At 56.0% G+C, this 24239-nt stretch carries 18 protein-coding genes; 12 read left to right on the top strand and 6 right to left on the bottom strand.

The genetic code is table 11. The features are described 5' to 3' along the window. On the bottom strand, window positions 1–495 hold the full coding sequence (ppiB, locus tag CKQ53_RS17465; protein ID WP_094101932.1) for a peptidylprolyl isomerase B: 495 nt from the start codon (window positions 493–495) through the stop codon (window positions 1–3). Between the two features lie 343 nt (window positions 496–838). Here ppiB and CKQ53_RS17460 point away from each other — a divergent pair, with 343 nt between their 5' ends. Together CKQ53_RS17460 and cysS are read left to right on the top strand one after the other, a co-directional pair. After that, entirely contained in the window at window positions 839–1261 is a 423-nt protein-coding gene (locus CKQ53_RS17460; protein ID WP_094109406.1) for a DoxX family protein, read from the top strand. Window positions 1262–1600: 339 nt separating this feature from the next. After that, window positions 1601–2986 (top strand): cysteine--tRNA ligase, encoded by a 1386-nt coding sequence (gene cysS, locus CKQ53_RS17455; RefSeq protein ID WP_094109405.1) that lies wholly within the window; start codon window positions 1601–1603, stop codon window positions 2984–2986. A 299-nt stretch (window positions 2987–3285) separates the two neighbouring features. Here the strand turns inward: cysS and ybcJ are convergent, their stop codons facing one another. After that, window positions 3286–3498, bottom strand: coding sequence for a ribosome-associated protein YbcJ (gene ybcJ, locus CKQ53_RS17450; protein ID WP_085652769.1), 213 nt, complete (start codon window positions 3496–3498; stop codon window positions 3286–3288). 8 nt (window positions 3499–3506) lie between these two features. Then, window positions 3507–4376 (bottom strand): bifunctional methylenetetrahydrofolate dehydrogenase/methenyltetrahydrofolate cyclohydrolase FolD, encoded by an 870-nt coding sequence (gene folD, locus CKQ53_RS17445; protein ID WP_094117356.1) that lies wholly within the window; start codon window positions 4374–4376, stop codon window positions 3507–3509. 358 nt (window positions 4377–4734) lie between these two features. Here folD and CKQ53_RS17440 point away from each other — a divergent pair, with 358 nt between their 5' ends. After that, window positions 4735–5823: an iron-containing alcohol dehydrogenase family protein gene (locus CKQ53_RS17440; RefSeq protein ID WP_094117357.1), complete on the top strand. Its 1089-nt coding sequence runs from the start codon at window positions 4735–4737 to the stop codon at window positions 5821–5823. 33 nt (window positions 5824–5856) lie between these two features. Here the strand turns inward: CKQ53_RS17440 and CKQ53_RS17435 are convergent, their stop codons facing one another. Beyond that, window positions 5857–6489, bottom strand: coding sequence for a LysE/ArgO family amino acid transporter (locus CKQ53_RS17435; RefSeq protein WP_094117358.1), 633 nt, complete (start codon window positions 6487–6489; stop codon window positions 5857–5859). Between the two features lie 1250 nt (window positions 6490–7739). Here CKQ53_RS17435 and CKQ53_RS17430 point away from each other — a divergent pair. The 8 genes from CKQ53_RS17430 (at window position 7740) to CKQ53_RS17395 (ending at window position 16973) form a co-directional block, all read left to right on the top strand. Further along, the gene (locus CKQ53_RS17430) at window positions 7740–9272 is read left to right on the top strand and encodes an ABC transporter substrate-binding protein (RefSeq protein WP_094117359.1); all 1533 of its coding nucleotides are present in this window, start codon (window positions 7740–7742) and stop codon (window positions 9270–9272) included. Window positions 9273–9336: 64 nt separating this feature from the next. Next, a complete protein-coding gene (locus tag CKQ53_RS17425; protein ID WP_085652774.1) occupies window positions 9337–10254 on the top strand; it encodes an ABC transporter permease in 918 nt (305 codons plus the stop codon). 9 nt (window positions 10255–10263) lie between these two features. Beyond that, window positions 10264–11193 (top strand): ABC transporter permease, encoded by a 930-nt coding sequence (locus CKQ53_RS17420; RefSeq protein ID WP_094117360.1) that lies wholly within the window; start codon window positions 10264–10266, stop codon window positions 11191–11193. Window positions 11194–11203: 10 nt separating this feature from the next. Next, on the top strand, window positions 11204–12193 hold the full coding sequence (locus tag CKQ53_RS17415) for an ABC transporter ATP-binding protein (RefSeq protein ID WP_094117361.1): 990 nt from the start codon (window positions 11204–11206) through the stop codon (window positions 12191–12193). After that, window positions 12190–13065, top strand: coding sequence for an ATP-binding cassette domain-containing protein (locus tag CKQ53_RS17410; RefSeq protein ID WP_094117362.1), 876 nt, complete (start codon window positions 12190–12192; stop codon window positions 13063–13065). Before CKQ53_RS17415 ends, CKQ53_RS17410 begins: the two co-directional genes overlap by 4 nt. 104 nt (window positions 13066–13169) lie before the next feature. Continuing rightward, window positions 13170–14600 carry a M20 family metallopeptidase gene (locus CKQ53_RS17405; protein ID WP_094117363.1) on the top strand — a complete coding sequence of 477 codons (1431 nt, stop codon included), beginning with the start codon at window positions 13170–13172 and terminating at the stop codon, window positions 14598–14600. 129 nt (window positions 14601–14729) lie between these two features. Continuing rightward, the gene (locus CKQ53_RS17400; RefSeq protein ID WP_094117364.1) at window positions 14730–15662 is read left to right on the top strand and encodes a LysR family transcriptional regulator; all 933 of its coding nucleotides are present in this window, start codon (window positions 14730–14732) and stop codon (window positions 15660–15662) included. A gap of 294 nt (window positions 15663–15956) precedes the next feature. Further along, window positions 15957–16973, top strand: a complete 1017-nt coding sequence (locus tag CKQ53_RS17395; RefSeq protein ID WP_094117365.1) for a 1-aminocyclopropane-1-carboxylate deaminase — start codon at window positions 15957–15959, stop codon at window positions 16971–16973. 103 nt (window positions 16974–17076) lie between these two features. On the opposite strand, the gene CKQ53_RS17390 is transcribed toward CKQ53_RS17395, so the two are convergent. Then, entirely contained in the window at window positions 17077–17589 is a 513-nt protein-coding gene (locus CKQ53_RS17390) for an Lrp/AsnC family transcriptional regulator (protein WP_094117476.1), read from the bottom strand. 257 nt (window positions 17590–17846) lie between these two features. Beyond that, window positions 17847–19520: a methyl-accepting chemotaxis protein gene (locus CKQ53_RS17385; protein WP_094117366.1), complete on the bottom strand. Its 1674-nt coding sequence runs from the start codon at window positions 19518–19520 to the stop codon at window positions 17847–17849. Between the two features lie 1839 nt (window positions 19521–21359). On the opposite strand from CKQ53_RS17385, the gene CKQ53_RS17380 reads away from it, so the two are divergent. Then, window positions 21360–24140 carry a flavocytochrome c gene (locus CKQ53_RS17380; RefSeq protein ID WP_094117367.1) on the top strand — a complete coding sequence of 927 codons (2781 nt, stop codon included), beginning with the start codon at window positions 21360–21362 and terminating at the stop codon, window positions 24138–24140. Window positions 24141–24239: the final 99 nt, after the last annotated feature.

The following is a 24239-nucleotide window of genomic DNA, read 5'->3' as shown; positions in this document are numbered from 1 at the left end:
TTACTCGCTGACCGTAACGCTGGTCACAACGACATCTTCCTTTGGCACATCCTGGTGCATGCCGCTACGGCCGGTGGCGACCGCTTTAATTTTGTCGACCACATCCATGCCTTCTACGACTTCGGCGAAGACGCAGTAACCCCAGCCATCAGGGCGCTCAGAGCGGAAGTTCAGGAAGTCGTTGTCCACCAGGTTGATGAAGAACTGAGCGGTGGCGGAGTGCGGATCGTTGGTGCGAGCCATCGCCAGCGTGCCGCGGGTATTTTTCAGGCCGTTGTTGGCTTCGTTTTTGATCGGCGCTTCGGTGATTTTCTGTTCCATACCCGGAGCAAAACCGCCGCCCTGGATCATAAAACCATTGATCACGCGGTGAAAAATGGTGTTGCTGTAGAAACCGCTACGGCAGTATTTCAGAAAGTTTTCAACGGTAGCAGGCGCTTTGTCCGCGAAAGTGTTGATGACGATATCGCCATGGTTGGTATGAAACGTAATCATAATAATGATTCCTACTTAGCCATAGTACATAAAATAAAGGAGAGGTTTACAGAGGCGGTGAACCACCAAGAGCGCTCTTATAACATAAGTGAATGTCTGAGTCAGCAAAGGCCGCCTGGCGCCAACGCCCAGCGTCGAGGGCGAAACGCATTGGCCAGCGGCGAGACGCACCTTATTGCCTCTTCCTTGTGGAACGATTCGGAACCGGATATCGAGGTCATGCAATCGTCGTCGCCACAGGGGGAAGAAACGATTTTTCAAACGTGACGCGGCAATCGGTAAAACGCCCCGGATTACGTGATAATCATTCTCCTTAATCAGGTGACCACAAGGGAGGTGCATGATGCTTAACGGGTTCAATTCGCTCTTTGACAGGCCGGATTTCGGTAAGCTGGTACTGCGCGTTTCATTCGGTGCCATGATGCTGTTCCACGGCGTGCATAAGCTGATCGCCGGTATTGGCGGCATTCAGTCGATGGTGATGGCGCATGGGCTGCCCGGCATCGTCGGTTATGGCGTCTATGTGGGCGAGGTGATCGCCCCGGTGTTGATGATATTGGGTATTCTGACCCGGCCGTCCGCGTTCATTTTCACGCTCACGATGTTGGCCGCTTATCTGCTGACGGATCTGACCGCGGCCCTCACGCTGGACAAGACCGGCGCGTGGGGCATTGAGAACATGGCGGTATACTTTTTCGCCGGCCTGGCCATCCTGCTGCTCGGCGGCGGTCGTTACTCGCTGGCGTCTAACCCCCGCTGGCGGTAGCGCGACATCTTTTCCGACGCCAGGCGCCTTCGGGAACGCCGCGCCTGAAACGATAAAGCCGCGCAGCATACCAAGAGAGCACACGTTAACCCCTTCGTGTGAAGGGGTATTTTCCCACCTTACTCTTGCCCGAACCGCCGGTTGGGCGTTTGTTTTTTCTGTTAAAAATCTTTTTCTCAGGATGAAATAACTTCCACCGCCTGATGGTACCGATCTTGCAATAGGTCAGGGTTCGGGGTTCAATACGCTGCCTGGGCCCGAAACGCTGGCCACTCATACTTTGATACGCGTAACGCAAACAGTGATGCTCATATCCTGCGAACACCATGGAATGCCCCGATGCTAAAGATTTTTAATACCCTGACTCGTCAAAAAGAGGAATTCAAACCCATTCACGCTGACAAAGTCGGTATGTATGTGTGCGGGATAACCGTCTACGACCTGTGTCACATTGGTCACGGGCGGACTTTCGTGGCGTTCGATGTGGTCACGCGTTATCTGCGTTACCTCGGCTACGAAGTGAAGTATGTCCGCAATATTACGGACATTGATGACAAAATCATTCAGCGTGCGGCGAAAAACGGCGAAACCATTGAGCAACTGACTGACCGCATGATTGCCGAGATGCATGACGATTTCAGAGCCTTGAATATTCTACCGCCGGACGTCGAGCCGCGCGCCACTCGGCATATCGGTGAAATCATTGCGCTGGTGCAGCAGTTGATGGAACGTGACCACGCCTATGTGGCGAAAAACGGCGATGTGATGTTCGCGGTCGACACCGATGCGGATTACGGCATCCTGTCCCGTCAGGATTTGGAGCAACTGCAGGCGGGCGCTCGGGTTGAAATCGCAGACGTTAAACGCAACCCGATGGATTTTGTCTTGTGGAAGATGTCCAAGCCCGGCGAGCCGAGTTGGCCGTCGCCGTGGGGTAACGGTCGTCCCGGCTGGCATATTGAATGCTCCGCCATGAACTGTAAGCAGCTGGGCGAGCACTTCGACATTCACGGCGGCGGTTCGGATCTGATGTTCCCGCACCATGAAAACGAAATTGCGCAGTCCACCTGCGCTCACGGCGGCGAATACGTCAACTTCTGGATGCACTCCGGCATGGTGATGGTCGACCGGGAAAAGATGTCCAAATCCCTGAACAACTTCTTCACCGTCCGCGATGTGTTGGCGCACTACGACGCTGAAACTATTCGCTACTTTTTGATGTCCGGCCACTACCGCAGCCAGTTGAACTACAGCGAGGAGAACCTCAAGCAGGCCCGCGCCTCGCTGGAGCGCTTATACACCGCGTTGCGCGGCATGGACGCATCGGCGGCGGCCAGCGGCGGCGAAACCTTCGAAGCCCGTTTCCGCGAGGCGATGGACGACGACTTCAATACCCCGGAAGCTTACTCCGTGCTGTTTGATATGGCGCGCGAAGTCAACCGGATGAAGGCGGAAGATCCTGCGGCGGCGAACGGTCTGGCCGCCGCGCTGCGACAGCTGGCGAAAGTGCTGGGCCTGCTGGAGCAAGAGCCGGAGCTATTCCTTCAGAGCGGCGCTCAGGCGGATGATGACGAAGTGGCGGAAATCGAAGCGTTGATCAAACAGCGCAACGATGCGCGTCAGAGTAAAGACTGGGGAATGGCGGATGCCGCGCGCGACCGCCTCAACGAAATGGGGATCGTGCTGGAAGACGGTCCACAGGGGACAATTTGGCGTCGTAAGTAAGCCATCGTTCCTCCCTTCGCGGCGGAGCGCTTCGTTTCGCCGCCTCTCACGCTCATCCACAGGCCGGAAGCTGATTCGCTCCCGGCCTGTTTTCATTGATTCTCCCCGATGTTGACTTTCTTCCTTCCTGAACCCGAATCCTGGATATCTCGCACGCAGGCGAGGATAGGCGCATTGCAATGGCGCGTCATGGCAGAAGGATAATGTGACAGTGAGAGGGGAAGAGGAGAGGAGCCCACATCTCCGCAAGGGGGATGTGGGGGAAATACGCGATGCCGCGGCGATCTCAGTCGGGCGAGTTACGCCTGAACGGTGACCGCCTGGTCTGCGAAACGCACGACCTGACCGGCGACGATTTTGCAGCGCTTACGCGTTTCAATCTGGTCGTTGACGCTCACGTCGCCGTTGGCGATGAGCTGCTTGGCGGAAGCCCCGCTGTCGCTCCAGCCCAGGAGTTTCAGCAGGTCGCACAGTTCAACGTGCGGATGTTGGTTCAGGTGAAAAATTTCCATAATGTCTGTTATGCCTTTGCGGGTGTGTCGTGATATTCCTCGCAGGCCTGCAAGGTATTTTGAATCAGGGTAGCAACGGTCATTGGACCGACGCCGCCGGGGACCGGCGTAATGAAGGACGCGCGTTCGCTCGCGCCGGCAAAATCGATATCGCCGACCACTTTACCGTCGTCCAGTCGATTAATGCCGACATCAATGACGACCGCGCCGGGTTTGATCCAGTCGCCCGGAATAAAGCCCGGTTTGCCGACGGCAACGACCAGCAAATCGGCGTTCTCAACGTGCTGACGCAAATTCTTCGTGAAACGGTGCGTCACGGTAGTGGTGCAACCGGCCAGCAGCAGTTCCAGACTCATCGGCCGACCAACAATGTTTGACGCGCCGATGACAACGGCATTCAGGCCGAACATGTCGATGTTGTACTGCTCCAGCAGCGTGATGATCCCACGTGGCGTGCAGGAACGCAGCAGCGGCGCACGCTGGCAGAGGCGGCCGACGTTGTAAGGGTGGAAGCCATCCACGTCTTTGTCGGGCGCGATGCGTTCAATGACGCTGGTGTTGTCGATGCCCTGCGGCAGCGGTAGCTGCACCAGAATACCGTCGATGGTCTCATCGGCATTCAGTCGGTCAATCAGCGCCAGCAGCTCGCTTTCGGAGGTGGTGGAGGGCAGATCGTAAGAGCGGGAAATAAAACCGACTTCCTCACAGACCCGGCGCTTGCTGCCGACATAAATCTGAGAAGCAGGATCGTCCCCTACCAGGATAACCGCCAGACCCGGCGCTCGCTTACCGGCGGCCAGACGCTCTTGGACACGTGCAGCAACGTCGCTCTTTACCTGCTGCGCAATCGTTTTACCATCAATAAGTTTCGCAACCATCTACAGAAAATCCATCTTTTCACAAACGGGGGATGGCGCGTATTTTGTCAGAAGCGGCGCGTGCTGTCAGGCGTTGTATCGACATTAATTGCTGACGCTCAATCGTTTCCGTCCGTCACCGGCCTCGACAGAACCATTGACCTGTGCCGGATAGCAGGGAAAAACGCGGTGGCGACGAGCGAGTGGAAGTCATGCTGCCGCGTCGTGATGTCACGGTGCCTGATGTCCGACGGAGTGAACGCATTTCATCGCCGCAGGTGCTAACGTGGAGTGAGGTCGTCAGTAACGCCGCAGGGAGAGCGTCTGCAAGGTGTCTGACGCAACTCATGGTTTACGCTAAAAATAGGCAGGAAAACACATGACACAACAGGTTATTTTCCCCGCGAATATCGTGCGCGGGGCGGACGCTAGCCGTGAGCTGGGGGACATCTGCGCCGGGTTGGGCACGCGCGTACTGGTCGTCGGCGGTCATCAGGCATTGGCGGCGACGGAAGACAAGATCCGCGCTCAGCTGGCGCAGGCGGGCCTCACGTTAAGCGCCGTCGAGTGGTTCGGCGGGCATTGTAGCGTCAAGCAGGTCGAACGACTGTGCGCCTGCGTGGCGGAAACCGACAGCGACGTTTTGCTGTCCGTGGGCGGCGGGAAGTCGCTGGACACCGGTAAGCTGGTGGCGCATCAGGCGGGGATCCCCATCGTGACGCTGCCGACCATCGCCGGCACCTGCGCGGCGGTCACGCCGCTGTCCGTTATCTACGAAGAGGACGGGCATTTTGTCGATGTGCGTCATCTGCCGTCCGCGCCGAATGCGGTCATCATCGACAGCACGCTGTTAGCCCAGGCGCCGCTGCGTTGGCTCGCCGCAGGGTTGGGAGATACGCTCGCGAAGTGGTATGAGTTCCGGGCCATCGATACCGGGCACAATCACAGCGGTCTGGCCGCCTCTTCCCGCGCCCACAGCGCGATCTGTTTCCAACTGATCGAACGTTATGGCGCCGAAGCCTGTCGCGCGGTGGCGGAAGGGCGCGCCAACGCGGCGCTGGATCAGGTGCTGGATGCGATATTCTTGTTCGCCGGGCTGACCTCGATCATGGCCAGCGGCGCGCATGCCGCCGCGGCCCATGCCTTATTTGAAGGCTTTACCGTCTGTGACAAGACTCGCGACTTCGGCCACGGCCTGCTGGTGGGGTTCGGCAATTTGTGCCTGCTGGCTTTGGAGTCACGCAGCGACGAAGAACTGCTGGATGCCTTGTCGCTGGCGCACGCCTGCGCCGTGCCGCTGACGCTGGCGGATATCAGCCCCGGTCTGACCGATGACGAATTGCAGGCCATAGTGCTGGCTGCCGTCAACACGTCGGATATGGACGCGATGCCGTTTGCGGTGACGGACACGATGCTGCGGGAGGCGATTCGTCGCGTCGAGTCGTTGGCTGCCCGCATCGCCCGTTAAAACGGCTGCGGGGACCTGAGGCGGCGTGGGGTGTTACGCCGCTGGAGATAACAGAAGACGTAGCAGCTGCCAGGCGATAAACAGCATGTACACGCCGATAACGCTGTCCAATACGCGCCAGGTGCTGCTCTTGTTAAACAGCCGCGCGCAGGCGGAGGAGAGGTAGCCAATGGCGTAAAACCAGATCCCCGACGCCAGCAGCGCGCCAAATAGATAAAACGTCTTGTGCTCCTGGCTCAGCCCGGACGATATGCCGCCGATGATGGCGATGGTATCCAGATACACGGAAGGATTAAGAAGACTGACCGCCAGACAGGCGGTCACGGCCGAACGACGGCTGGCACCGGCATTGCCGGTCGCGCCAAGGCGCAGACTCTGGTTGCCGCGCCAGGCGCTGCGAAGCGCGCCGAAGCCGTAGTGAATCAAAAACAGCACGCCCGCCAGCGTCAGCAATTTCAGCGCCAACGGATAGGAACTGAGCAACTCGCTGACGCCAAACACGCCCGCGCTCATGAATATAATGTCGAATATGAAGCAGAGGGTGCAGACTAAAAAGACATGTTCCCGACGCACGCCCTGACGCAATACGAATGAATTCTGTGCGCCGATAGACATTAATAATCCGGCGCTGGTCATCAATCCGGTCATAAATACGGTCGTAGACATAATCTTGAATTCGCTCTGGTTGGATAATGGAAAAATAATTAACGCGCGACGGGGTGATAACCAGGTGTACCTAATAAATCGCCTGTAACGTAATCACTACCAAATAGAAAACATGCTTATTTCCTGTTTGAAGACGTATTCCGCTGGTTTCCGACAAATGAATAATGGGTTGGCGGAAAACATATCTATTCGGCACCCTATTTAAAATAGGGATAATTCGATGTCGCTATCATCCGGTTTGGCAGCTCATTAGGCCAATTAATAATATTGATTGTCGATTAGCAAAAGCGATAAGTGCCGTAGCTACGGGCGGAATGTGAGATTGCTTTTAAACGTACCCCATCATGCGAAATTGATTATTTAGTTGATAAAAATCAATGGATTGATTTGTTTTTTTCGCGGTTTAGCTCCGAGCGTTCTGGTATTACTCCAGACGAACAATGACGTCATTGCGCGAAGGATTGAGCCATGCCGTCCGCCAGCAGGCAGGTTCGAAAGACGGCCATTATCAATCCTGAGGGGACTTCGTCACTTCTCGCTAAAAATAACCGCAACGAGACGACATATTTTTAAACGTGTTGGAAGGAGCGTTCATGTGCGCTGAACTTCAGTACGTGAAATATCTATTTAGCCTCTCCGGCGAGATTCTGTATTGCCATGGATGTTATTTGACATGATCCTTCATCGTCATCCTGTTTTACCCAATCTGCCATTAACGGATTTATTCCATCGTAATCATTATTAGCGTGTGTTCATTTTTTTCTGAAGGTCTCTATATATGGTTTATCTCTGTAGTATTAGCTGCGGTTCCATCTCGATATTATCTTCCGCTTCATTCTTAGACGTAAAAAATAAGCGCGCATGAGCGGTGATCACTCCCCGTGGTATTTGATAAAAATAGGAGGCAGCAAAGCCCGTATTCTGGTTTGCGTCACTGACGCGCGTGCGGTTATCCGTGGATGGTGCCCATGTGCCTTAAAAAGGTGCGCGTCGATCATGCTGTTGCACCGCTGCTTAATGCCGATTCCCAGAATACCCTCCTATCAATAAAACCTATTCCACCGTAATGACCTGTGGTTTGCGGCTAAAGCAGCTCGGGCAAAGCGGTTTCTCATTATTAGAAAGCTTATATCTAAAATCAGTAAGGTTAAGCCGCCGGGATTGGCTCCACTCTTGCAACTTCCTGTCGGAACGTAGGTGAGATTGTGGCGATTTAATTCTTTCATGAAGTGTCTCGAATGGAGAATCCTATGGCTTGTTCACTGACAAGACAGATCAAACGCGGTGTTTTGTCTGCACTCCTCCTCGGCTGCGCGGCATCCAGCTATGCAGGAAAACAGAATGACACGTTGGTTTATGCCTCCGACAACGAGGTGGAAAACGTCAGCCCTTATCATAACAACCTTCGTGAAGGCGTGATTCTGGCCCATCTGGTCTGGGATACCCTGATTTATCGCGATCCCAAAACCGGCGAATATAAACCCGAACTGGCCTCCAGCTGGACCTGGGAATCGCCCACCGCCCTGCTGATTCATCTGCGTAAAGGGATCACTTTCCATAACGGCGATCCGTTCACGGCGGAAGACGTGGCCTATACCTTTAACCACATCGCCGGTCCGGGGACGTCATCCGTCATGCCGCAAAGCGTGGACTGGATCGAAACCACCGAAAAGGTGGATGACTACACCGTCCGGCTAAAGCTGAAAAAACCGTTCCCCGCTGCGCTGGAATATCTCTCCGGCCCGACGCCTATCTACCCGTCAGCCTATTACCAGAAGGTGAAACTGGCTGGCTTCAGCAAAGCGCCTATCGGCACCGGCCCCTACAAAATCACCAAAGTCACCCCGGCTCAGGGGGTGAGCATGGAAAAGAATGCCCGCTACTTTGCGGATAGCCCGCAGGGTCAACCGAAAATCGGCAAGTTGCAATTTGTTGTTATTCGCGACCCGGAAACCCGGTTGGCGCAGCTGATGACCGGTCAGGTGGACTGGATCTGGCGCGTGCCCGCCGATCAGATCACCTCGCTGGAAACCATGCCGAACCTCACGGTGAAAAGCGGCGAAACCATGCGTATTGGCTTTATGGCACTGAACACCCACGCCAGCGGACCGGGCGGCGAACCGTTCAAGGATCTGCGCGTGCGTCAGGCGGTGAACTACGCCATCAATCGGGAAGGCATCGTCAACAATCTGGTGCGCGGCGGCAGTCAGCCAGTCTATTCCGCCTGCTTCCGCACCCAAACCGCCTGCGATACCAGCAAGGTTATTAAATACGACTACAACCCGGAGAAGGCGAAGCAGCTGCTGGCGGAAGCCGGTTATCCCAACGGTTTCGACACCGATATATGGGCCTACCGCGAGCGTGACTACGCCGAGGCGATCATCGGCGATCTGCGCAAAGTCGGCATCCGCGCGCGTCTTCACTACGTCCAGTACACCGTGCTGGCGGCGGATCTGATCTCCGGTAAAGCGCCGATGGCGATCCGCACCTGGGGATCGTTCTCCATCAACGACGCCGCGGCGTTCACCACACCGTATTTCGGCGGCAAAGGCGATGATATCTGGAAGGACAGCGAGGTCACAGCCATGCTGTCGAAAGCGGATGAAACGCTCGACCCCAAACAGCGCAGCGCCCTGTACGCCGATGCGCTGGGGCGAATTTCGTCGCAGGCCTATCTGGCGCCGATGTTCTCCTACTCCACGAATTATGCCTTTACCTCCGATCTGAATTTCGATGATTGGCCGGACGAGCTGCCGCGCTTCGCCATGGCCAGCTGGAAATAAGAGGTCAAACCCGCCGGAAGGAGCGCGACCCCTTCCGGCGACCGGCCCGCAGGAGGAGTGACTGATGCTTATCTATATTTTGCGACGGCTGCTGGTGGCCCTGGCCGTGTTGTTTACGGTGGCCGTCGTCAGCTTTTCGCTACTGCACCTTTCGGGCGATCTGGCGGCCGCTATTGCGGGTCCAGACGCCTCCGCCGAGGTCATTGAGGGAATTCGACGACAGTATGGGCTGGACCAACCGTTACTGGCGCAGTTTGGTCAGTGGATGTGGGCGGCGCTGCATCTGGATTTCGGCCGCTCGTTCTATTTCGAAAATACGGTGATGGAACTGGTGGGTCAGCGCATGCCGATCACCCTGAAGCTTGGCGGCGTCTCGCTGCTGTTGGCGCTGGTGGTGGCGATCCCGCTGGGCGTACTGGCGGCGGTTTTTCGCGATACCTGGGTGGACCGAGGCTCCATGTTCATCGCCGTCATCGGGCAGGCGATGCCTAACTTCTGGTTTGCGCTGATCCTGATTCTGCTGTTCGCCGTCGGGCTGAAATGGCTGCCGGTGGCGGGCAACAGCAGCTGGCAAAACTTCGTCCTGCCCGCCGTCGCGCTGGGCTACTACGCCATGCCGTCGCTGATGCGCCTGACGCGTTCCGGCATGCTGGACGTGCTGGGCGCAGACTATATCCGCACCGCTCGGGCCAAAGGACTCAGTGCGTTTCGGGTGATCGTCAAGCATGGCCTGCGCAACGCCATCATCCCGGTAGTGGCGCTGGCGACGGTGGAGCTGGGTTTCATGCTGGGCGGCTCCGTGGTGATCGAATCCGTGTTCGCGTTGCAGGGGCTGGGCCAGCTGGCCTGGGACTCTATCTCGCGTAACGACTTCCCGGTGGTACAGGCCATCGTGCTGATTATCGCCGTGTTTTACATCGTATTGAGCTTTCTGGCGGACGTGCTGAATGCCGCGCTGGACCCCCGACTGCGGACGCAATAAGGAGCTGTCATGAAACCATCCTCACCGCTTTCCTCCGCCGTTGTCGCGTCGACGCCGTCCGAGGCGGCCCTGCTGCCCGAACCGGGCCCGGCACGGCGTTGGCTGCGGCGGATCATGGGCCATCACAGTATGGCGATGGGCGTCGTTATCCTCGCCATCATCATCGTGGCCGCGCTGCTGGCGCCGCTGATCAGCCCGCACGATCCCTATGCACAGGACATCAGTCAGCGTTTGATCCCGCCGGTCTGGCATGACAGGGGCGGTTGGGACCATCTGCTCGGCACCGACAAACTGGGGCGTGATTATCTGAGTCGCCTGTTGTACGGCGCGCAGGTGTCGCTGCTGATTGGGTTGGTGTCCGTGTTTGTCGCCGGTTTGATTGGGATCACGCTGGGCGTGACGGCGGGCTATTTCGGCGGACGTGTCGATGCGGTGGTCAGCTATATCCTGACCGTGCGGCTCTCCATGCCGGTGATCCTGGTGGCGCTGGCGATGGCGTCGATGGTGGGCGGCTCCGTCAAAGTCGTGATCATGTTGCTGGGACTGCTGCTGTGGGACCGTTTCCTGATTGTCTCCCGCTCGGTGACGCGCCAGCTGCGGGAGGCGGAATTTGTGGCGGCGGCGAAAACGCTGGGCGCGTCGTCGCTGTTCATCATGCTGCGCGAGATCCTGCCTAACCTGCTGGGTCCGCTGACGGTGGTCGCGACGTTGGAGATCGCCCACGCCATTCTGCTGGAGGCCACGCTGTCGTTTCTGGGGCTGGGCGTACAGCCGCCGATGCCGTCGTGGGGGCTGATGGTCGCCGAAGGCAAGGCGTACATGTTCTTTCAGCCGTGGGTCATCCTGATACCGGGCGTCATGCTGGCGGTACTGGTTCTGGGCATCAATCTGGTCGGGGATGGTCTGCGCGACATCACCGCGCTGGACGGACGGGGTTAAGGAGTCGGCGATGAATGATGACATTTTGCTGGATGTGAAGAACCTGCGGGTCGATTTACCGACGCCGCGCGGTATGTTGCATGCGGTGCGCGGCATCGACTTCTCCGTGCGACGGGGCGAGATGCTGTGTCTGGTCGGTGAGTCGGGCTGCGGCAAATCCATGACGTCGCTGGCGCTGATGGATCTGCTGCCGCGCAAAGCCATTCGCACGGCGGACCATATGCGCTTCAAAGGTCACGATCTGCAAACGATGACGTCCCGGCAGCGGGCCGCGATGCGGGGCGACGAGATGGCGATGATTTTTCAGGAGCCGATGACGTCGCTCAATCCCTCTTTCACGCTTGGCAACCAACTGTGTGAAACGCTGCTGGCGCACCGTAAGGTCTCGATGTCGACGGCGCGAGACCGCGCGGTATGGCTGATGGAGCGCGTGGGGATTCCGATGGCGGCGGACCGGCTGAATCAGTATCCCCATCAGCTGTCCGGCGGCCTGCGCCAGCGCATCATGATCGCGATGGCGCTGATGTGCGAGCCGGAGCTAATCATCGCGGATGAACCCACCACGGCGCTGGACGTCACCATTCAGGCGCAAATTCTGCGAATGCTGCGCGAGCTGCAACAGGAGTTCGGCACCGCAGTGATCTTCATTACCCACGATCTGGGCGTGGTGGCCCGCATCGCCGATCGCGTGTCGGTGATGTATGCCGGGCAGATCGTCGAAACCGCGCCCGTGATGCCGCTGTTCCATCAACCGCAGCACCCTTATACGCGCGGGTTGCTCGACTGTATTCCGGTGCAAGGGAAGACGATGCCGGGGCAGCCGCTTCGCGCTATTCCCGGCGTGGTGCCGAGTCTGGTTGGGCCGCAGCAGGGGTGCGCCTTCTTTAATCGCTGTTCGCGCTGTACCGACGCCTGCCGCCGGGACATTCCCTATATCGATGTGACCGACGGGCATGCGGTGCGGTGCGTTCAGGCCGAAAAAACCGTGGAGGCGATATGACGAGGCAAGCAGGGGAAGGGCTGCGCGCGCCATCGCCGCCGCATATTCCCGGCAACGAGGATCTGGCGCTGGAACTGTGCGTGCTGAGCCGGGTTTTTCGCCTGAATCGCGGCCTGTTCGCCAAACCCGGAGAAATTCGTGCCGTGAACGACGTCTCGCTGCGCATCCGGCGGGGAGAAACGCTGGGGCTGGTGGGCGAGTCGGGCTGCGGCAAAAGCACGTTGGCGAAGATGCTGCTGGGACTGTTGCCGCCGACCTCCGGCAACGTGTTGATCGAAGGGCGCGAAATCGATGCGAGCAATCGGAAAGCCTTGGCGTCGCGCATCCAGCCGATCTTTCAGGACCCGTATTCGTCGCTGAATCCGCGCCGCACGGTGGCGGATATCGTGGAGGTGGCGCTGCGGCTGCACAACATCGGGACGCCGGAAGAGCGCCGGACGCGGGTGAAAGAGATGCTGGACGTCGTGGGAATGCCTGCCCGGACACATCAACAATATCCCGGTCAGCTGTCCGGCGGTCAGCGCCAGCGCGTGGCGATCGCCCGTGCGCTGATCATGCGACCCGCCATTCTGATCTGCGACGAGCCGACTTCCGCGTTGGACGTTTCGGTGCAGGCGCAAATCCTTAATTTACTGCTGTCGTTAAAGCAGGAGTTCGGGCTGACCTACCTGTTCATCAGCCACAACCTGTCTGTCGTGGAGCATCTGGTCGACCATGTGGCCGTGATGCAAAAAGGCACGATTGTGGAACAGGGAACGCGTGAACAGATCTTCCGTTCGCCGCAGCACCCCTATACCAAAACGCTGCTGGCGTCGGTGCTGACGCCGGAGCCGGGATTGGACATTCCGGATATCAGCCAGTTCGGCGAATAAGGCCAACGACACGACGCGCGACCGTCTGGGAGCCGGGCCGGGGCCTTGCTCTCCGGGCCGCTGCGTGCCGAATTATTATCATCGAAAGAGAGGACGGACAGATTATGACGCGTGAAGACACGATCCGAGCAGCGGAAGAGTACTTCGACAGCGGCGCATTCAGCGAGACGCTGGCGCGCCGGGTAGCCTATCGGACGGAGAGTCAGGACGAGGGAACCGGGGGGGTGTTGATGGCCTATCTGACGGAAGAGATGGTGCCGCGTTTACAGGCTATCGGCTTCGACTGCCGAATTGTGGACAACCCGATCGCGGGAAAAAGTCCCTTTCTGCTGGCGCGGCGGATGGAAGTGGATGCGCCCTTGACGGTGCTGACCTACGGTCACGGCGACGTGGTGCGAGGCTATGACGATCAGTGGCGCAGCGGGTTGTCGCCGTGGCGTCTGGTGCAGGACGGTAACCGCTGGTACGGTCGCGGCACGGCGGATAACAAGGGTCAGCACACCATTAATCTGGCGGCGTTGGAGCAGGTGTTGAAGGGCCGTGACGACCGACTGGGCTACAACATCAAGCTGATTCTGGAGATGGGGGAAGAGGCCGGATCGCCGGGGCTGAACGACGTCTGCGCGCAGTACCGCGACTGGCTGGCGGCCGATCTGTTCATTGCCTCTGACGGCCCGCGTATCTCCGCCGGCCGCCCCACGCTGTTTCTGGGATCGCGCGGTGTGTTCAACTTCGAGCTAAAGCTGACGCCGCGAGAGGGGGGGCACCACTCCGGCAACTGGGGCGGCCTGTTGAGCAATCCGGGCATCCGTCTGGCGCACGCCATCGCCTGTCTGGTCGATGCGCGCGGACGGATTCTGGTGCCGGGGCTGCGTCCTCCGGCGGTGTCGGACAGCCTGCGTCGGATTCTGGCGGATATCGATCTGGGTGGCGGCCCGACCGATCCCGAGGTCGACCCTCTGTGGGGCGAGCCGGGTCTGACTTCGGCAGAGAAAGTGTATGGCTGGAATACGCTGGACGTACTGGCGTATGTCACCGGCAACCCCGACAAACCAGCGCATGCGATCCCGCCGTCCGCCTCGGCGCATTGCCATATGCGCTATGTGGTAGGCAGCGATGTGGAGCACTTCGCGCAGCATCTGCGGCAGCATCTGGACGCCAATGGGTTTGCGGACGTGGAGATCGTCAATGCCGTGAGCTGCTATCAGGCCACGCGGCTCGATCCGAACGATCTGTGGGTGGCGTGGGGCGCGGCCTCGATCGCACGAACCTCCGGCAAAGCGCCCGCCATCTTGCCTAACTTCGGCGGCGGACTGCCGAACGCCTGTTTTTCGGAAACGCTCGGTCTGCCGACGCTGTGGGTGCCGCACTCCTATCCGGCCTGTTCGCAGCATGCGCCCAACGAGCACATTCTGGCGGACATGACGCTGGAGGCGCTGCGGATCATGACCGGGCTGTTTTGGGACTTGGCCGAACAAGGCGCGGATCGGCTGCACTCACGCCAGCAGGCGGCGAGTCCGTCAAACATCGTCTAATTCAAAGGCTGTTCATTGCCTTGAGGATTGTTCGCGCCTGCTCCGGGCATACGCCGGAGCGGGCGCGATCCGCTGAGGGCAAAAATTGTCGTACACTTTGGCCAATCGTCGAAATCAACGGAGCGAGCGATGCACAACAACGAAATCCGTTACTTTATGGCCGTGGCGAGCACCGGTTCGCTGAGCGCCGCCAGCCAACAGCTGTTCGTCGCGGTTTCCGCCATCAGCCGCCAGATCCAGCAGTTGGAACAGCGGTTGGGCGCGCCGCTGTTCGAGCGCCATCCTCGCGGCATGGTGCTGAACGCGGCAGGCCAAATTCTGGAGCATCACGTGCGGCGCAGTATGGCGGACATGGAGCTGGCGGTCGCCGAAATCGAGGGGCTGAAATCGGTTCGGCAAACCACCCTCCGGGTCGTGTGCACCGACGGTATCGCCTTTAATTTGATGCCGACGCTGCTGGCGAAATTTCGTCTGACGCACCCTTCGATCAACTTCGTGCTGACGGTGGGCTCCACGCGGCAGGTACCGGACTTGGTGCGCAACGGCGAATGCGATGTGGCGCTAAAGTTCAGCCTGTCGCTGGAGCACGGCGTTGAAATCGTCGCCTCGTATCCCGCGCCGGTGCTGGTGATTATGCAGGACACGCATCCGCTGGCGCGCGAGGGACTCAAGTTGGCCGACCTGAACGGCTATCCGGTCGCGCTGCCGGATCAGGCGGCTACCATTCGCCAGCTGTTTGATCTCTCCTGCCGCATGAACGGCGTCTTCATCGACCCGATACTGACCTGCAATCACTTCTCCACCCTCTATGACTTCGTGCTGAATACGCCGGATGCGGTTGCGATTTGCAGTCATTTTTCAGTGCTGTATCGCGCGCGGCGAGATGGATTGCAGATGCGTGCCATTGACGGCGAACCGTTCAGTCAGCGGACCATGCAGATTCAGACGGATGTCGCCAAACCGCGCACGGCGGCGCTGAACGCCTTCTGCGATTTTCTGAAGCAGGAGCTGACCGAGCAGGATGCGCTGATCCGCCGGGAGTACGCGATCTCCGCGCGTTAGTGGATTCAGAGAGGGCGTCCTCCCCCAATAAACCCCACAGGCGCAGCGGGAGGACTCCGGGAATTGCGGCCAAAAAATTACCTGTGAATTTTATTTCTTTTGGATGTCATTTGTCGGGTCTTTTTTGGATTAATTGGCGTTATTTGTAAAATTTTTTATAAAAAAATCCCATTTCTTTGCAATTTTAATCACTCCGCATTCGGGTAATATCTGACCCAAGGGTAAGCCTGTTTTTCGTGGCATCGTGACCCACCCGTGACTGCTATTTCCCTCTTTATCTGCCGGAGCCTGATGATGAATTTAGAAAAATTCCCGCGTTATCCGTTAACTTTTGGTCCGTCACCGATTACGCCGATGAAACGACTCAGCGAGTACCTGGGCGGCGACGTTGAAATCTATGCCAAACGCGAAGATTGCAATAGCGGTTTGGCCTTCGGCGGTAATAAAACGCGTAAGCTGGAGTATCTAATCCCTGAAGCGCTGGAGCAGGGCTGCGACACGCTGGTGTCCATCGGCGGTATTCAGTCGAACCAGACGCGCCAGGTGGCCGCGGTCGCTGCGCATCTGGGGATGAAATGCATTCTGGTGCAGGAAAACTGGGTGAATTACGCCGACGCCGTCTATGACCGCGTGGGGAATATCGAGCTGTCGCGCATTATGGGGGCGGATGTACGTCTGGATGCCGCGGGATTCGATATCGGCATCCGTCAAAGCTGGAAAGATGCGATGGACGAGGCGGCGCAGAACGGCGGTAAACCGTTCCCGATCCCTGCCGGTTGTTCTGAACATCCTTACGGCGGCCTCGGTTTTGTCGGCTTCGCAGAAGAAGTCCGTCAGCAGGAAAAAGAGCTGGGATTCAAATTTGATTATATCGTCGTGTGCTCGGTCACCGGGAGTACGCAGGCGGGGATGGTGGTAGGCTTTGCCGCCGACGGCCGCGCGCGCAACGTTATCGGGATCGACGCCTCCGCCAAGCCGGAGCAGACCAAGGCGCAGATCCTGCGTATCGCGCAGCAGACGGCCGATCTGGTCGAACTGGGTCAGCCGATTACCGAAGACGATGTGGTGCTGGATACCCGCTACGGCGGCCCGGAATACGGTCTGCCCAATGAAGGCACGCTGGAGGCGATCCGCCTGTGCGGTCGCTTAGAAGGCGTATTGACTGACCCGGTGTACGAAGGCAAATCGATGCAGGGGATGATCGATAAAGTTCGCCGCGGCGAATTTCCGAAAGGTTCCAAAGTGCTATATGCCCATCTGGGCGGCGCGCCGGCGCTGAGCGCCTACAGCTATATCTTCCGCAACGGCTGAAGATGAAGCGATCCATTGGCGCAACGATATCAGCCCGCAATAAGCGGGCTTTTCTATGCCGGGTCGCGCGGGAGGGGGAGTAGGGCGTTTGCCAAACGCATATTTAGAACGGTAGCTGAGTAGTGGACAACACTTCGCGCAGGCCGATGAACGATCGAATCTGACGGACGCCCGGCAGGAACAAAAGCTGTTCGGCGTGCAGACGGTTAAAACTCTGATTGTCCTTGGTGCGGATCATCAGCATATAGTCGAACTCGCCGGTCACTACATGGCACTCCATGCAGCCGCTGATCTGTTGCACCGAGGTTTCGAAATCCTTGAACGCGCCGGGGGTCGACCTGTCCAGCACGACGCCGATGATGACGACCATGCCCGCATTCAACGCCTCAGGGTCGAGCAGTGCGACATAACCTTTAATCAGTCCCAACTGTTTCAGCCGTTCCACGCGCCGCAGGGTGGCGGGGGGACTGAGATTCACGTTCTCGGCCAGCGCCACGTTGGAGATGGACGAGTCGGCTTGCAGCAGCCGCAGAATGGTCACATCGAAGCGATCCAGCTCGTAGGTCTTGGTCTTGTTGTCCGCAGCGGCGGGCGACGCATCAGATTTGAATTTCATGAGTTCCTCACAAAAGCCGTTGAAGCAGCACTGACGCATGATTGCGCCAGTTCCGTTCTTTTCGGTGAATCACTTCGCCCTATGGCGCTTGGTCCTATTTAAAACCCTAAAAAAAGCCTCGGACAAGCAATATCGTTAAATCGAATGGATAACGGGGAGGAGAAAACGCGGAAAGGGAACGTAAAAAGGCTCCCCGGCGAACCGGAGAGCCGTCACGCGATGAGGCGGGATTGCGTCAGCGCGTCGTTAACGAGGGATTAGAACTTTTCCCAGTTGCCTTCAGCCGGCGCGTTCGTGCCCAGTTTTCTGTGCGCGATAGCCGGTGCGGCCTGAGCGGGTTTGCTGGAGGCCGAGGGTTTTTTTCGAGACTCGGATTCAGCCAGCTGGAAAATGGAGACCACTTCCGTCAGGCGACGCGCCTGATCTTCCAGCGACGACGACGCGGTTGTGGACTCTTCCACCAACGCGGCGTTCTGCTGCGTCACGCTGTCCATTTCGATAACGGCCTGACCCACCTGGGTAATACCCTTGCTCTGCTCGTTAGAGGCGGAAGCAATTTCACCCATGATGTCGGTGACGTTGGTGATGGCTTTAACAATGTTACCCATCGCGTCGCCCGCCTGCGTAACCTGCTCGGAGCCGATTTTCACGTTGCTGACGGATTCGTCGATCAGCCCTTCGATCTCTTTGGCGGCTTCGGCGCTGCGCTGCGCCAGACTGCGAACTTCGCTGGCGACGACGGCAAAGCCACGACCCTGTTCACCGGCACGGGCGGCTTCCACTGCGGCGTTCAGCGCCAGAATGTTGGTCTGGAAGGCGATGCTGTTGATGACGTTGATGATATCAGCGATTTTCTGCGAGCTGCCGCTGATGCTGTTCATCGTTTTAATCACGTCATTGACGACGCTTCCGCCTTCATTGGCCGTCTTGGAGGCATTCTGAGCCAGTACGCTGGCCTGGTTGGCGTTTTCTGCGTTCTGCTTCACCACGGCGCTCAGCTCTTCCATGCTGGCTGCGGTTTGCTCCAGCGCAGAGGCCTGCTCTTCGGTACGTGACGACAGGTCGGTGTTGCCCGCGGCAATTTCACCTGAGCTGCGGTAGATTTCGTCTGCACTCAGGCGAATGTCGGAAACCGTGTTGACCCAGTTACCCTGCATCTGCTGCATGAACGGGATCAGGCTGCCGACGCAGTTTTTACCTAAGTCTGCGATTTTGGTGTGCAACTGACCGATGGCCAGAACCTGCAAGTGCTGTTTGATCTGATCAAGCGGGCGCACCACGAATTTGGCCAGGTAGCGATCGGTCAGCAGTACGATGATCAGGCCGACGGTCAGTGCCGCCATCAGAATGTATTCACACCATTTCACCCAGTCGCCGATACGGCCTTGAGCTTCGCCCTTCAGCGTGCTGATAACGGTGTTGTATTGCGTAATGCTGTTGGTGAACTGAGTGCGCAGCGGGGTATAAGTTTGCAGCGAAATCTCCTTGTAGGCATCAAGGCGATCGGCTTCCAGTGCGTCGTACATCGGTACGACAGCTTCACTAAATAGGCGGTAGGAGGTGCTATAAATGTCATCGATAGTTGCCGTATTAATGTTGGCGTGATCGGTCACCTTAAATTGCGCCAGACCGGCTTTCAGCCGCCCGATTTCTGCAGCGGCCTGCTGCATCTCTGAATTGAACCCGGCGGGGTTATTATTCTGTTTGTGTGCCACGGCCCGGTTCAGGATGTTCTGAACGCGGTAATACTCTCCGCTGGCGGCATTGATAATATCGCCGTTGTCTTGCTGGACGTTGGTCAGTTTAATTTCTGAGGTCAATTGACCCAGAGAGTAAAGTGCGAAGGCGGAGACGCCTCCCCATAATAAGGAAAACACGATAAGGATAAGAACCATCATGGTTCTGATTTTGATATCACGAATAAAATTCATAGTCGTAGCCCTGGTAAATTGGGGTTTTAGTTCTTGAATAATCAGAACTATGTTTTACGCATCCATTCATTGGGACGCTTGTAGGGAAACATGCGAGCCAGTTTTTAATCCATCAACGTTTCATTTCTTCGAAGCTGTTATCGGCAAACAGGTAATGGACTTCATCGCTTTTTTGCGAAAAGAAGGTAATTAAATGTCAGTGCGCGTTTCAGAATTTAATATATTTCTGGAGTGATGATGATCAGAGAAACCATTATTTCTTCTTTAATAGAGTAGAGCTTTTAATCTAATAGGTGAAAGCGTCGTGCTGATGTTTTCATTACCGTTCGGCACAGTAAATGGCAGAATTTTATTAAATGTAAAAAATTAGCCGAAGATAGCGTGGGGTAAATGTTTCTGGTGTGAGTGGTTTTTTATATGTGCATGATAACAATGATTATTTTTTCTCTCGTTTTAACGGGGCTTTTGTGGGGCGCTAAACCTCAATAATTAATAAACCACGGTAATGTTTAGGGCTAAACCAAATTTAAACAATTTAGATGCAGGCTAATTATCAACCTGTCTTGGTCTGATTCGAAAATGAACAGGGCGGATCAGTTATCCATGGTCAGTGAAAAACAGGCAGAAAAAATGAATTTTTATGGCCGATTTTTGCGACCCTTTAATAGCGACAAGACGCTCCTCTCTTTTTTATGTGTCATGGCGTTTTGATATAAAGACAGCGCACTCTGTGGGGGAAGCTTTTGAATGAATATCACTCCTATTCGCCTAAAAACGTATAATGGGAATATCAATACATTTATTGATGATTGCAAACGCCGTAGGAGAATATCGATAAATAGAAGAAAGGCTGTCAGAGTAAAGTAGACGTTGACCCTTTATTATTTTTCGTCTCCTTTTTCCTCGTGATAACCAGAACATTGGAAATAAAGTTCAGCGCAATGAGTGAATATTACTCCCTGCATTCATTTTTTAAAATGAAATTCGTCATCGTTATTTCCAGATAGAAAAGACTCGCGCTTATCGTATCTCAAATGATCGTGACCTTCAGGCTGTCTCTGCACGGATATTTTGAATGAAGAGGGACCTGTATCTCACGCGTTCGGTCAATGATTCGCATCCTGATATAAGCTGCGACAAGGTTGAATCTCATTAAAAAGCGTGCAATTTACGAATAATCAAACCGGGGACGATCGTGACAGAGACGGATTTTTTTCTAGGTCATCCCCGCAGGGAGAACATTCGTAGAAAGAATGAACAGCAAAAAATGAAGCGTCAGCGTTTATACGATGCTGGCGCCGCACAAGACGGCGAATAGATGTCCTATGTTCCGGGAGGGGGCGTGGAGTGAGTGATGTGATTTTTCCGTCTATCTATCTGTTTTTAATGATTAAAATGTCGATGTGGTTTGCGGTGATGTTTGACTGATGAAGTCAGGAATTCGCCTGACAGAAAGAGCTGCATAAATAATCATCCATAGAAAAAATAACCATCATGGATGAATGGGAATATTTGATGCGTGGGATGTGCGAATAAAAAAACGACAGTTGTATTAGAGAGAATACGTTGAGGAAATAAATGGCGTGTTATTTATTCGTTGATAAAGACCTTACTATTTATAATGTTTTTACATTAAACGTTTTTATTTAAACAGAGTGATAACATAACTGCAAATACTAAATAATTAAGACATTAAAAAAAAGTATTATGACATTAAAAAAACCACATAATAAAAGAATAATAATCGTAGGCAACTAAAACACGAACAATAAAAAAGCAGCCTGCCATTTCCGAATTTAAGAATTTGATAAAAATTTGTGAAAATTAGGTGGTAATTTAATGACAAACATTAACGATAGATTATTGCAGCCGTTCACGTTGCCTAATGGCGTTACCCTGGAAAACCGGGTCGTGATGGCGCCAATGACAACCTGCACTGGCTTTTTTGATGGTTCCGTCACCAGAGAACTGATCGAATACTATCAGGTACGTTCCGGCAAAATCGGCGCGCTGATTGTGGAATGCTGCTTCATTGACGACCGCGGACGAGCTTTTCCCGGCGCGATTGGTATTGACGACGACAACAAAATCGAAGGGTTGTCCAAAGTCGCCAGCGCGGTCAAAGAGCAGGGTTCTAAAGCTATCCTGCAGATCTACCACGGCGGCCGTATGGTCGACCCGAAACTCATCGGCGGTGAATCGCCGGTCGGGCCGAGCGCCGTTGCTGCGCCTCGTCCCGGCGCGCCGACGCCGATCGAACTGACGGCGGATGAAGTCGAAGAGATGGTCGCCAAATTTGGTCGCGCTATTCACCGCGCCATTCAGGCTGGCTTCGACGGCGTGGAAATCCACGGCGCCAACACCTATCTGATTCAGCAATTCTATTCCCCGCACTCCAACCGCCGTGAAGACAAATGGGGCGGCAGCCGCGACAACCGTACACGCTTCCCGATGGCCGTGCTGGATATCGCACACCAGATGAAAGACAAATATGCCGATCCGTCTTTCATCATCGGTTACCGTTTCTCGCCAGAAGAGCTGGAAGAGCCGGGTATCCGTTTTGACGATACGCTATACCTGCTGGAAAAATTGGCCGAACGCGGTCTGGACTACGTTCACTTCTCCATGGGCCATACGCTGCGTCCTTCCATCGTTGACACGGAATCTGCAACTCCGCTGATCGAAAAATATGTCGCTATGCGTTCCGACACGCTGGCGCAGGTCCCGGTTGTGGGCGTGGGCGGCATCGTTAACAAAGCGGATGCCGACGTCGCGCTGGAGCACGGTTACGATCTGGTGGCTGTGGGTAAAGGCTGCATTGCCTATCCGGACTGGATGGACCGCATCACCGCGCAGGAGCATATCGATCTCTATATCGACAGCACCAAGCGTGAAGAGCTGACCATTCCGGAACCGCTGTGGCGCTTCTCGCTGGTGGAGAGCATGATCCGCGACATGAGCCTGAACGCTAAAAAGTTCAAGGTCGGCGTGTACCAGGAGAAGGTGCAGGATAACGATAAAGAACTCATCGTTAACGTCAGCCTGGAAAAAGACCACATCAAAGATATCGCGCTGGACGATACCGCGGGATGGGATGACGAGCTGATCAGCAGCTTTGAAATCATCAGAACGCGTATTCTTGATGCCAATAGCTCGCACGTCGACGCGGTGACCGGCGCTACAGAGCAAAGTGAAGCCATCAAGAAAGCCGTCACCAAGGCGATGACGAAGTCGTTTAAAGAAGCGATTATCGAAGAGGGTGGCAACCCGGACGAAGTTCAGCAGTACGACGTCGTGGTCGTCGGCAGCGGCGGCGCGGGTCTGGCGACAGCCATTCAGGCTGCCGATGATGGCGCTAAAGTGCTGATCGTTGAAAAAATGCCGGTGATTGGCGGGAATACGATCAAAGCGTCTGCGGGGATGAATGCCGCGGAAACGCGTTTCCAGAAAATCAAAGGCATTGTCGACGATAAAGAGCTGTTCTACAAAGAAACGCTGAAAAGCGGCCAGAACAAGAACAACCCCGAACTGGTTAAATACTTCGTTGAACACGCGCACGAAGCCATCGACTGGCTGGCCGATCGCAACATCGAGCTGAGCGACCTGACGACCACGGGTGGGATGAGTGTCGACCGTACTCACCGTCCGGCCAGCGGCGCGGCAGTGGGCGGCTACCTGATCAGCGGACTGGTGAAAAACCTTAACCAGCGCAACATCGACGTGATGCTCGAAACGTCCGTTACCGAAATTTTGCAGGAAGACGGCAAGGTTTCCGGCGTTCGCACCATCAATGACGAAAACGAAGAGCGTGTTATCCCGACGAAAACCGTCATCATGGCGACCGGCGGATTCAGCGCCAACCAGGATCTGGTCGTGAAATACCGTCCGGACCTGAAAGGCTTCGTGACGACCAACCATAAAGGCGCAACGGGTAGCGGGATCACGCTGCTGGAAGCGCTGGGCGCGGATACCGTCGACATGGGCGAAATTCAGATCCACCCGACGGTGGAGCAGAAAACGTCGTACCTGATCTCTGAATCTATTCGCGGCGGCGGTGCCATTCTGGTTTCCCAAAATGGTCAGCGTTTCTTTAATGAATTGGAAACGCGTGACAAGGTGTCTGCGAGCATCATCAATCTGCCGGAAAAATACGCCTATATCGTCTTTGATGATCACGTTAAAGAGAAAAACATGGCGGTCGGCGAATATGTGGCTCAGGGCTTCGTCGAAGTCGAAGACTCTATCGCGGCGTTGGCAGACCGGTTGCAAATGGAACCCGCCGAGCTGACGAAAACCATCGAACGCTTCAACACGTTCGTTGAAAAACAGCACGATGACGACTTCGGCAGAACGACCGCGTTGCGTAACCCGATCAACAAAGGACCGTTCTACGCCATCAAGATCGCCCCAGGCGTTCACCATACGATGGGCGGGGTGGTCGTTAATACCGCGGCCGAGGTGCTGGATAACAATAAAGACGTTATTCAGGGTGCCTACGCGGCGGGTGAAGTGGTCGGCGGCATTCACGGCGCCAACCGTATCGGGGGTAACGCCGTAGCTGATATCATCATCTTCGGTATTCAGGCCGGTAAACAAGCTGCGGCCTATGCGAAACGGTAACGTCGAGTCATCGGGTTCGTAGTCCACAGGCGGGGCAAAGTTGTCAACTTTGCCCCGCCTGCGTTTTAATGGCATCCATCATTAGCGATGTTTTTTCCC

The sequence above is a fragment of the Lonsdalea britannica genome, from assembly GCF_003515985.1.
Taxonomy (GTDB): Bacteria; Pseudomonadota; Gammaproteobacteria; order Enterobacterales; family Enterobacteriaceae; genus Lonsdalea; species Lonsdalea britannica.
Note: the sequence above shows the minus strand (reverse complement) of the source record. Positions and strands in the feature narration are given on the sequence as shown.

What these genes read in the sequence shown, in the direction of transcription:
- ppiB (WP_094101932.1), bottom strand. Translation starts at nt 495, where the DNA reads ATGATTACGTTTCATACCAACCATGGCGATATCGTCATCAACACTTTC.
- CKQ53_RS17460 (WP_094109406.1), top strand. Translation starts at nt 839, where the DNA reads ATGCTTAACGGGTTCAATTCGCTCTTTGACAGGCCGGATTTCGGTAAG.
- cysS (WP_094109405.1), top strand. Translation starts at nt 1,601, where the DNA reads ATGCTAAAGATTTTTAATACCCTGACTCGTCAAAAAGAGGAATTCAAA.
- ybcJ (WP_085652769.1), bottom strand. Translation starts at nt 3,498, where the DNA reads ATGGAAATTTTTCACCTGAACCAACATCCGCACGTTGAACTGTGCGAC.
- folD (WP_094117356.1), bottom strand. Translation starts at nt 4,376, where the DNA reads ATGGTTGCGAAACTTATTGATGGTAAAACGATTGCGCAGCAGGTAAAG.
- CKQ53_RS17440 (WP_094117357.1), top strand. Translation starts at nt 4,735, where the DNA reads ATGACACAACAGGTTATTTTCCCCGCGAATATCGTGCGCGGGGCGGAC.
- CKQ53_RS17435 (WP_094117358.1), bottom strand. Translation starts at nt 6,489, where the DNA reads ATGTCTACGACCGTATTTATGACCGGATTGATGACCAGCGCCGGATTA.
- CKQ53_RS17430 (WP_094117359.1), top strand. Translation starts at nt 7,740, where the DNA reads ATGGCTTGTTCACTGACAAGACAGATCAAACGCGGTGTTTTGTCTGCA.
- CKQ53_RS17425 (WP_085652774.1), top strand. Translation starts at nt 9,337, where the DNA reads ATGCTTATCTATATTTTGCGACGGCTGCTGGTGGCCCTGGCCGTGTTG.
- CKQ53_RS17420 (WP_094117360.1), top strand. Translation starts at nt 10,264, where the DNA reads ATGAAACCATCCTCACCGCTTTCCTCCGCCGTTGTCGCGTCGACGCCG.
- CKQ53_RS17415 (WP_094117361.1), top strand. Translation starts at nt 11,204, where the DNA reads ATGAATGATGACATTTTGCTGGATGTGAAGAACCTGCGGGTCGATTTA.
- CKQ53_RS17410 (WP_094117362.1), top strand. Translation starts at nt 12,190, where the DNA reads ATGACGAGGCAAGCAGGGGAAGGGCTGCGCGCGCCATCGCCGCCGCAT.
- CKQ53_RS17405 (WP_094117363.1), top strand. Translation starts at nt 13,170, where the DNA reads ATGACGCGTGAAGACACGATCCGAGCAGCGGAAGAGTACTTCGACAGC.
- CKQ53_RS17400 (WP_094117364.1), top strand. Translation starts at nt 14,730, where the DNA reads ATGCACAACAACGAAATCCGTTACTTTATGGCCGTGGCGAGCACCGGT.
- CKQ53_RS17395 (WP_094117365.1), top strand. Translation starts at nt 15,957, where the DNA reads ATGAATTTAGAAAAATTCCCGCGTTATCCGTTAACTTTTGGTCCGTCA.
- CKQ53_RS17390 (WP_094117476.1), bottom strand. Translation starts at nt 17,589, where the DNA reads ATGAAATTCAAATCTGATGCGTCGCCCGCCGCTGCGGACAACAAGACC.
- CKQ53_RS17385 (WP_094117366.1), bottom strand. Translation starts at nt 19,520, where the DNA reads ATGAATTTTATTCGTGATATCAAAATCAGAACCATGATGGTTCTTATC.
- CKQ53_RS17380 (WP_094117367.1), top strand. Translation starts at nt 21,360, where the DNA reads ATGACAAACATTAACGATAGATTATTGCAGCCGTTCACGTTGCCTAAT.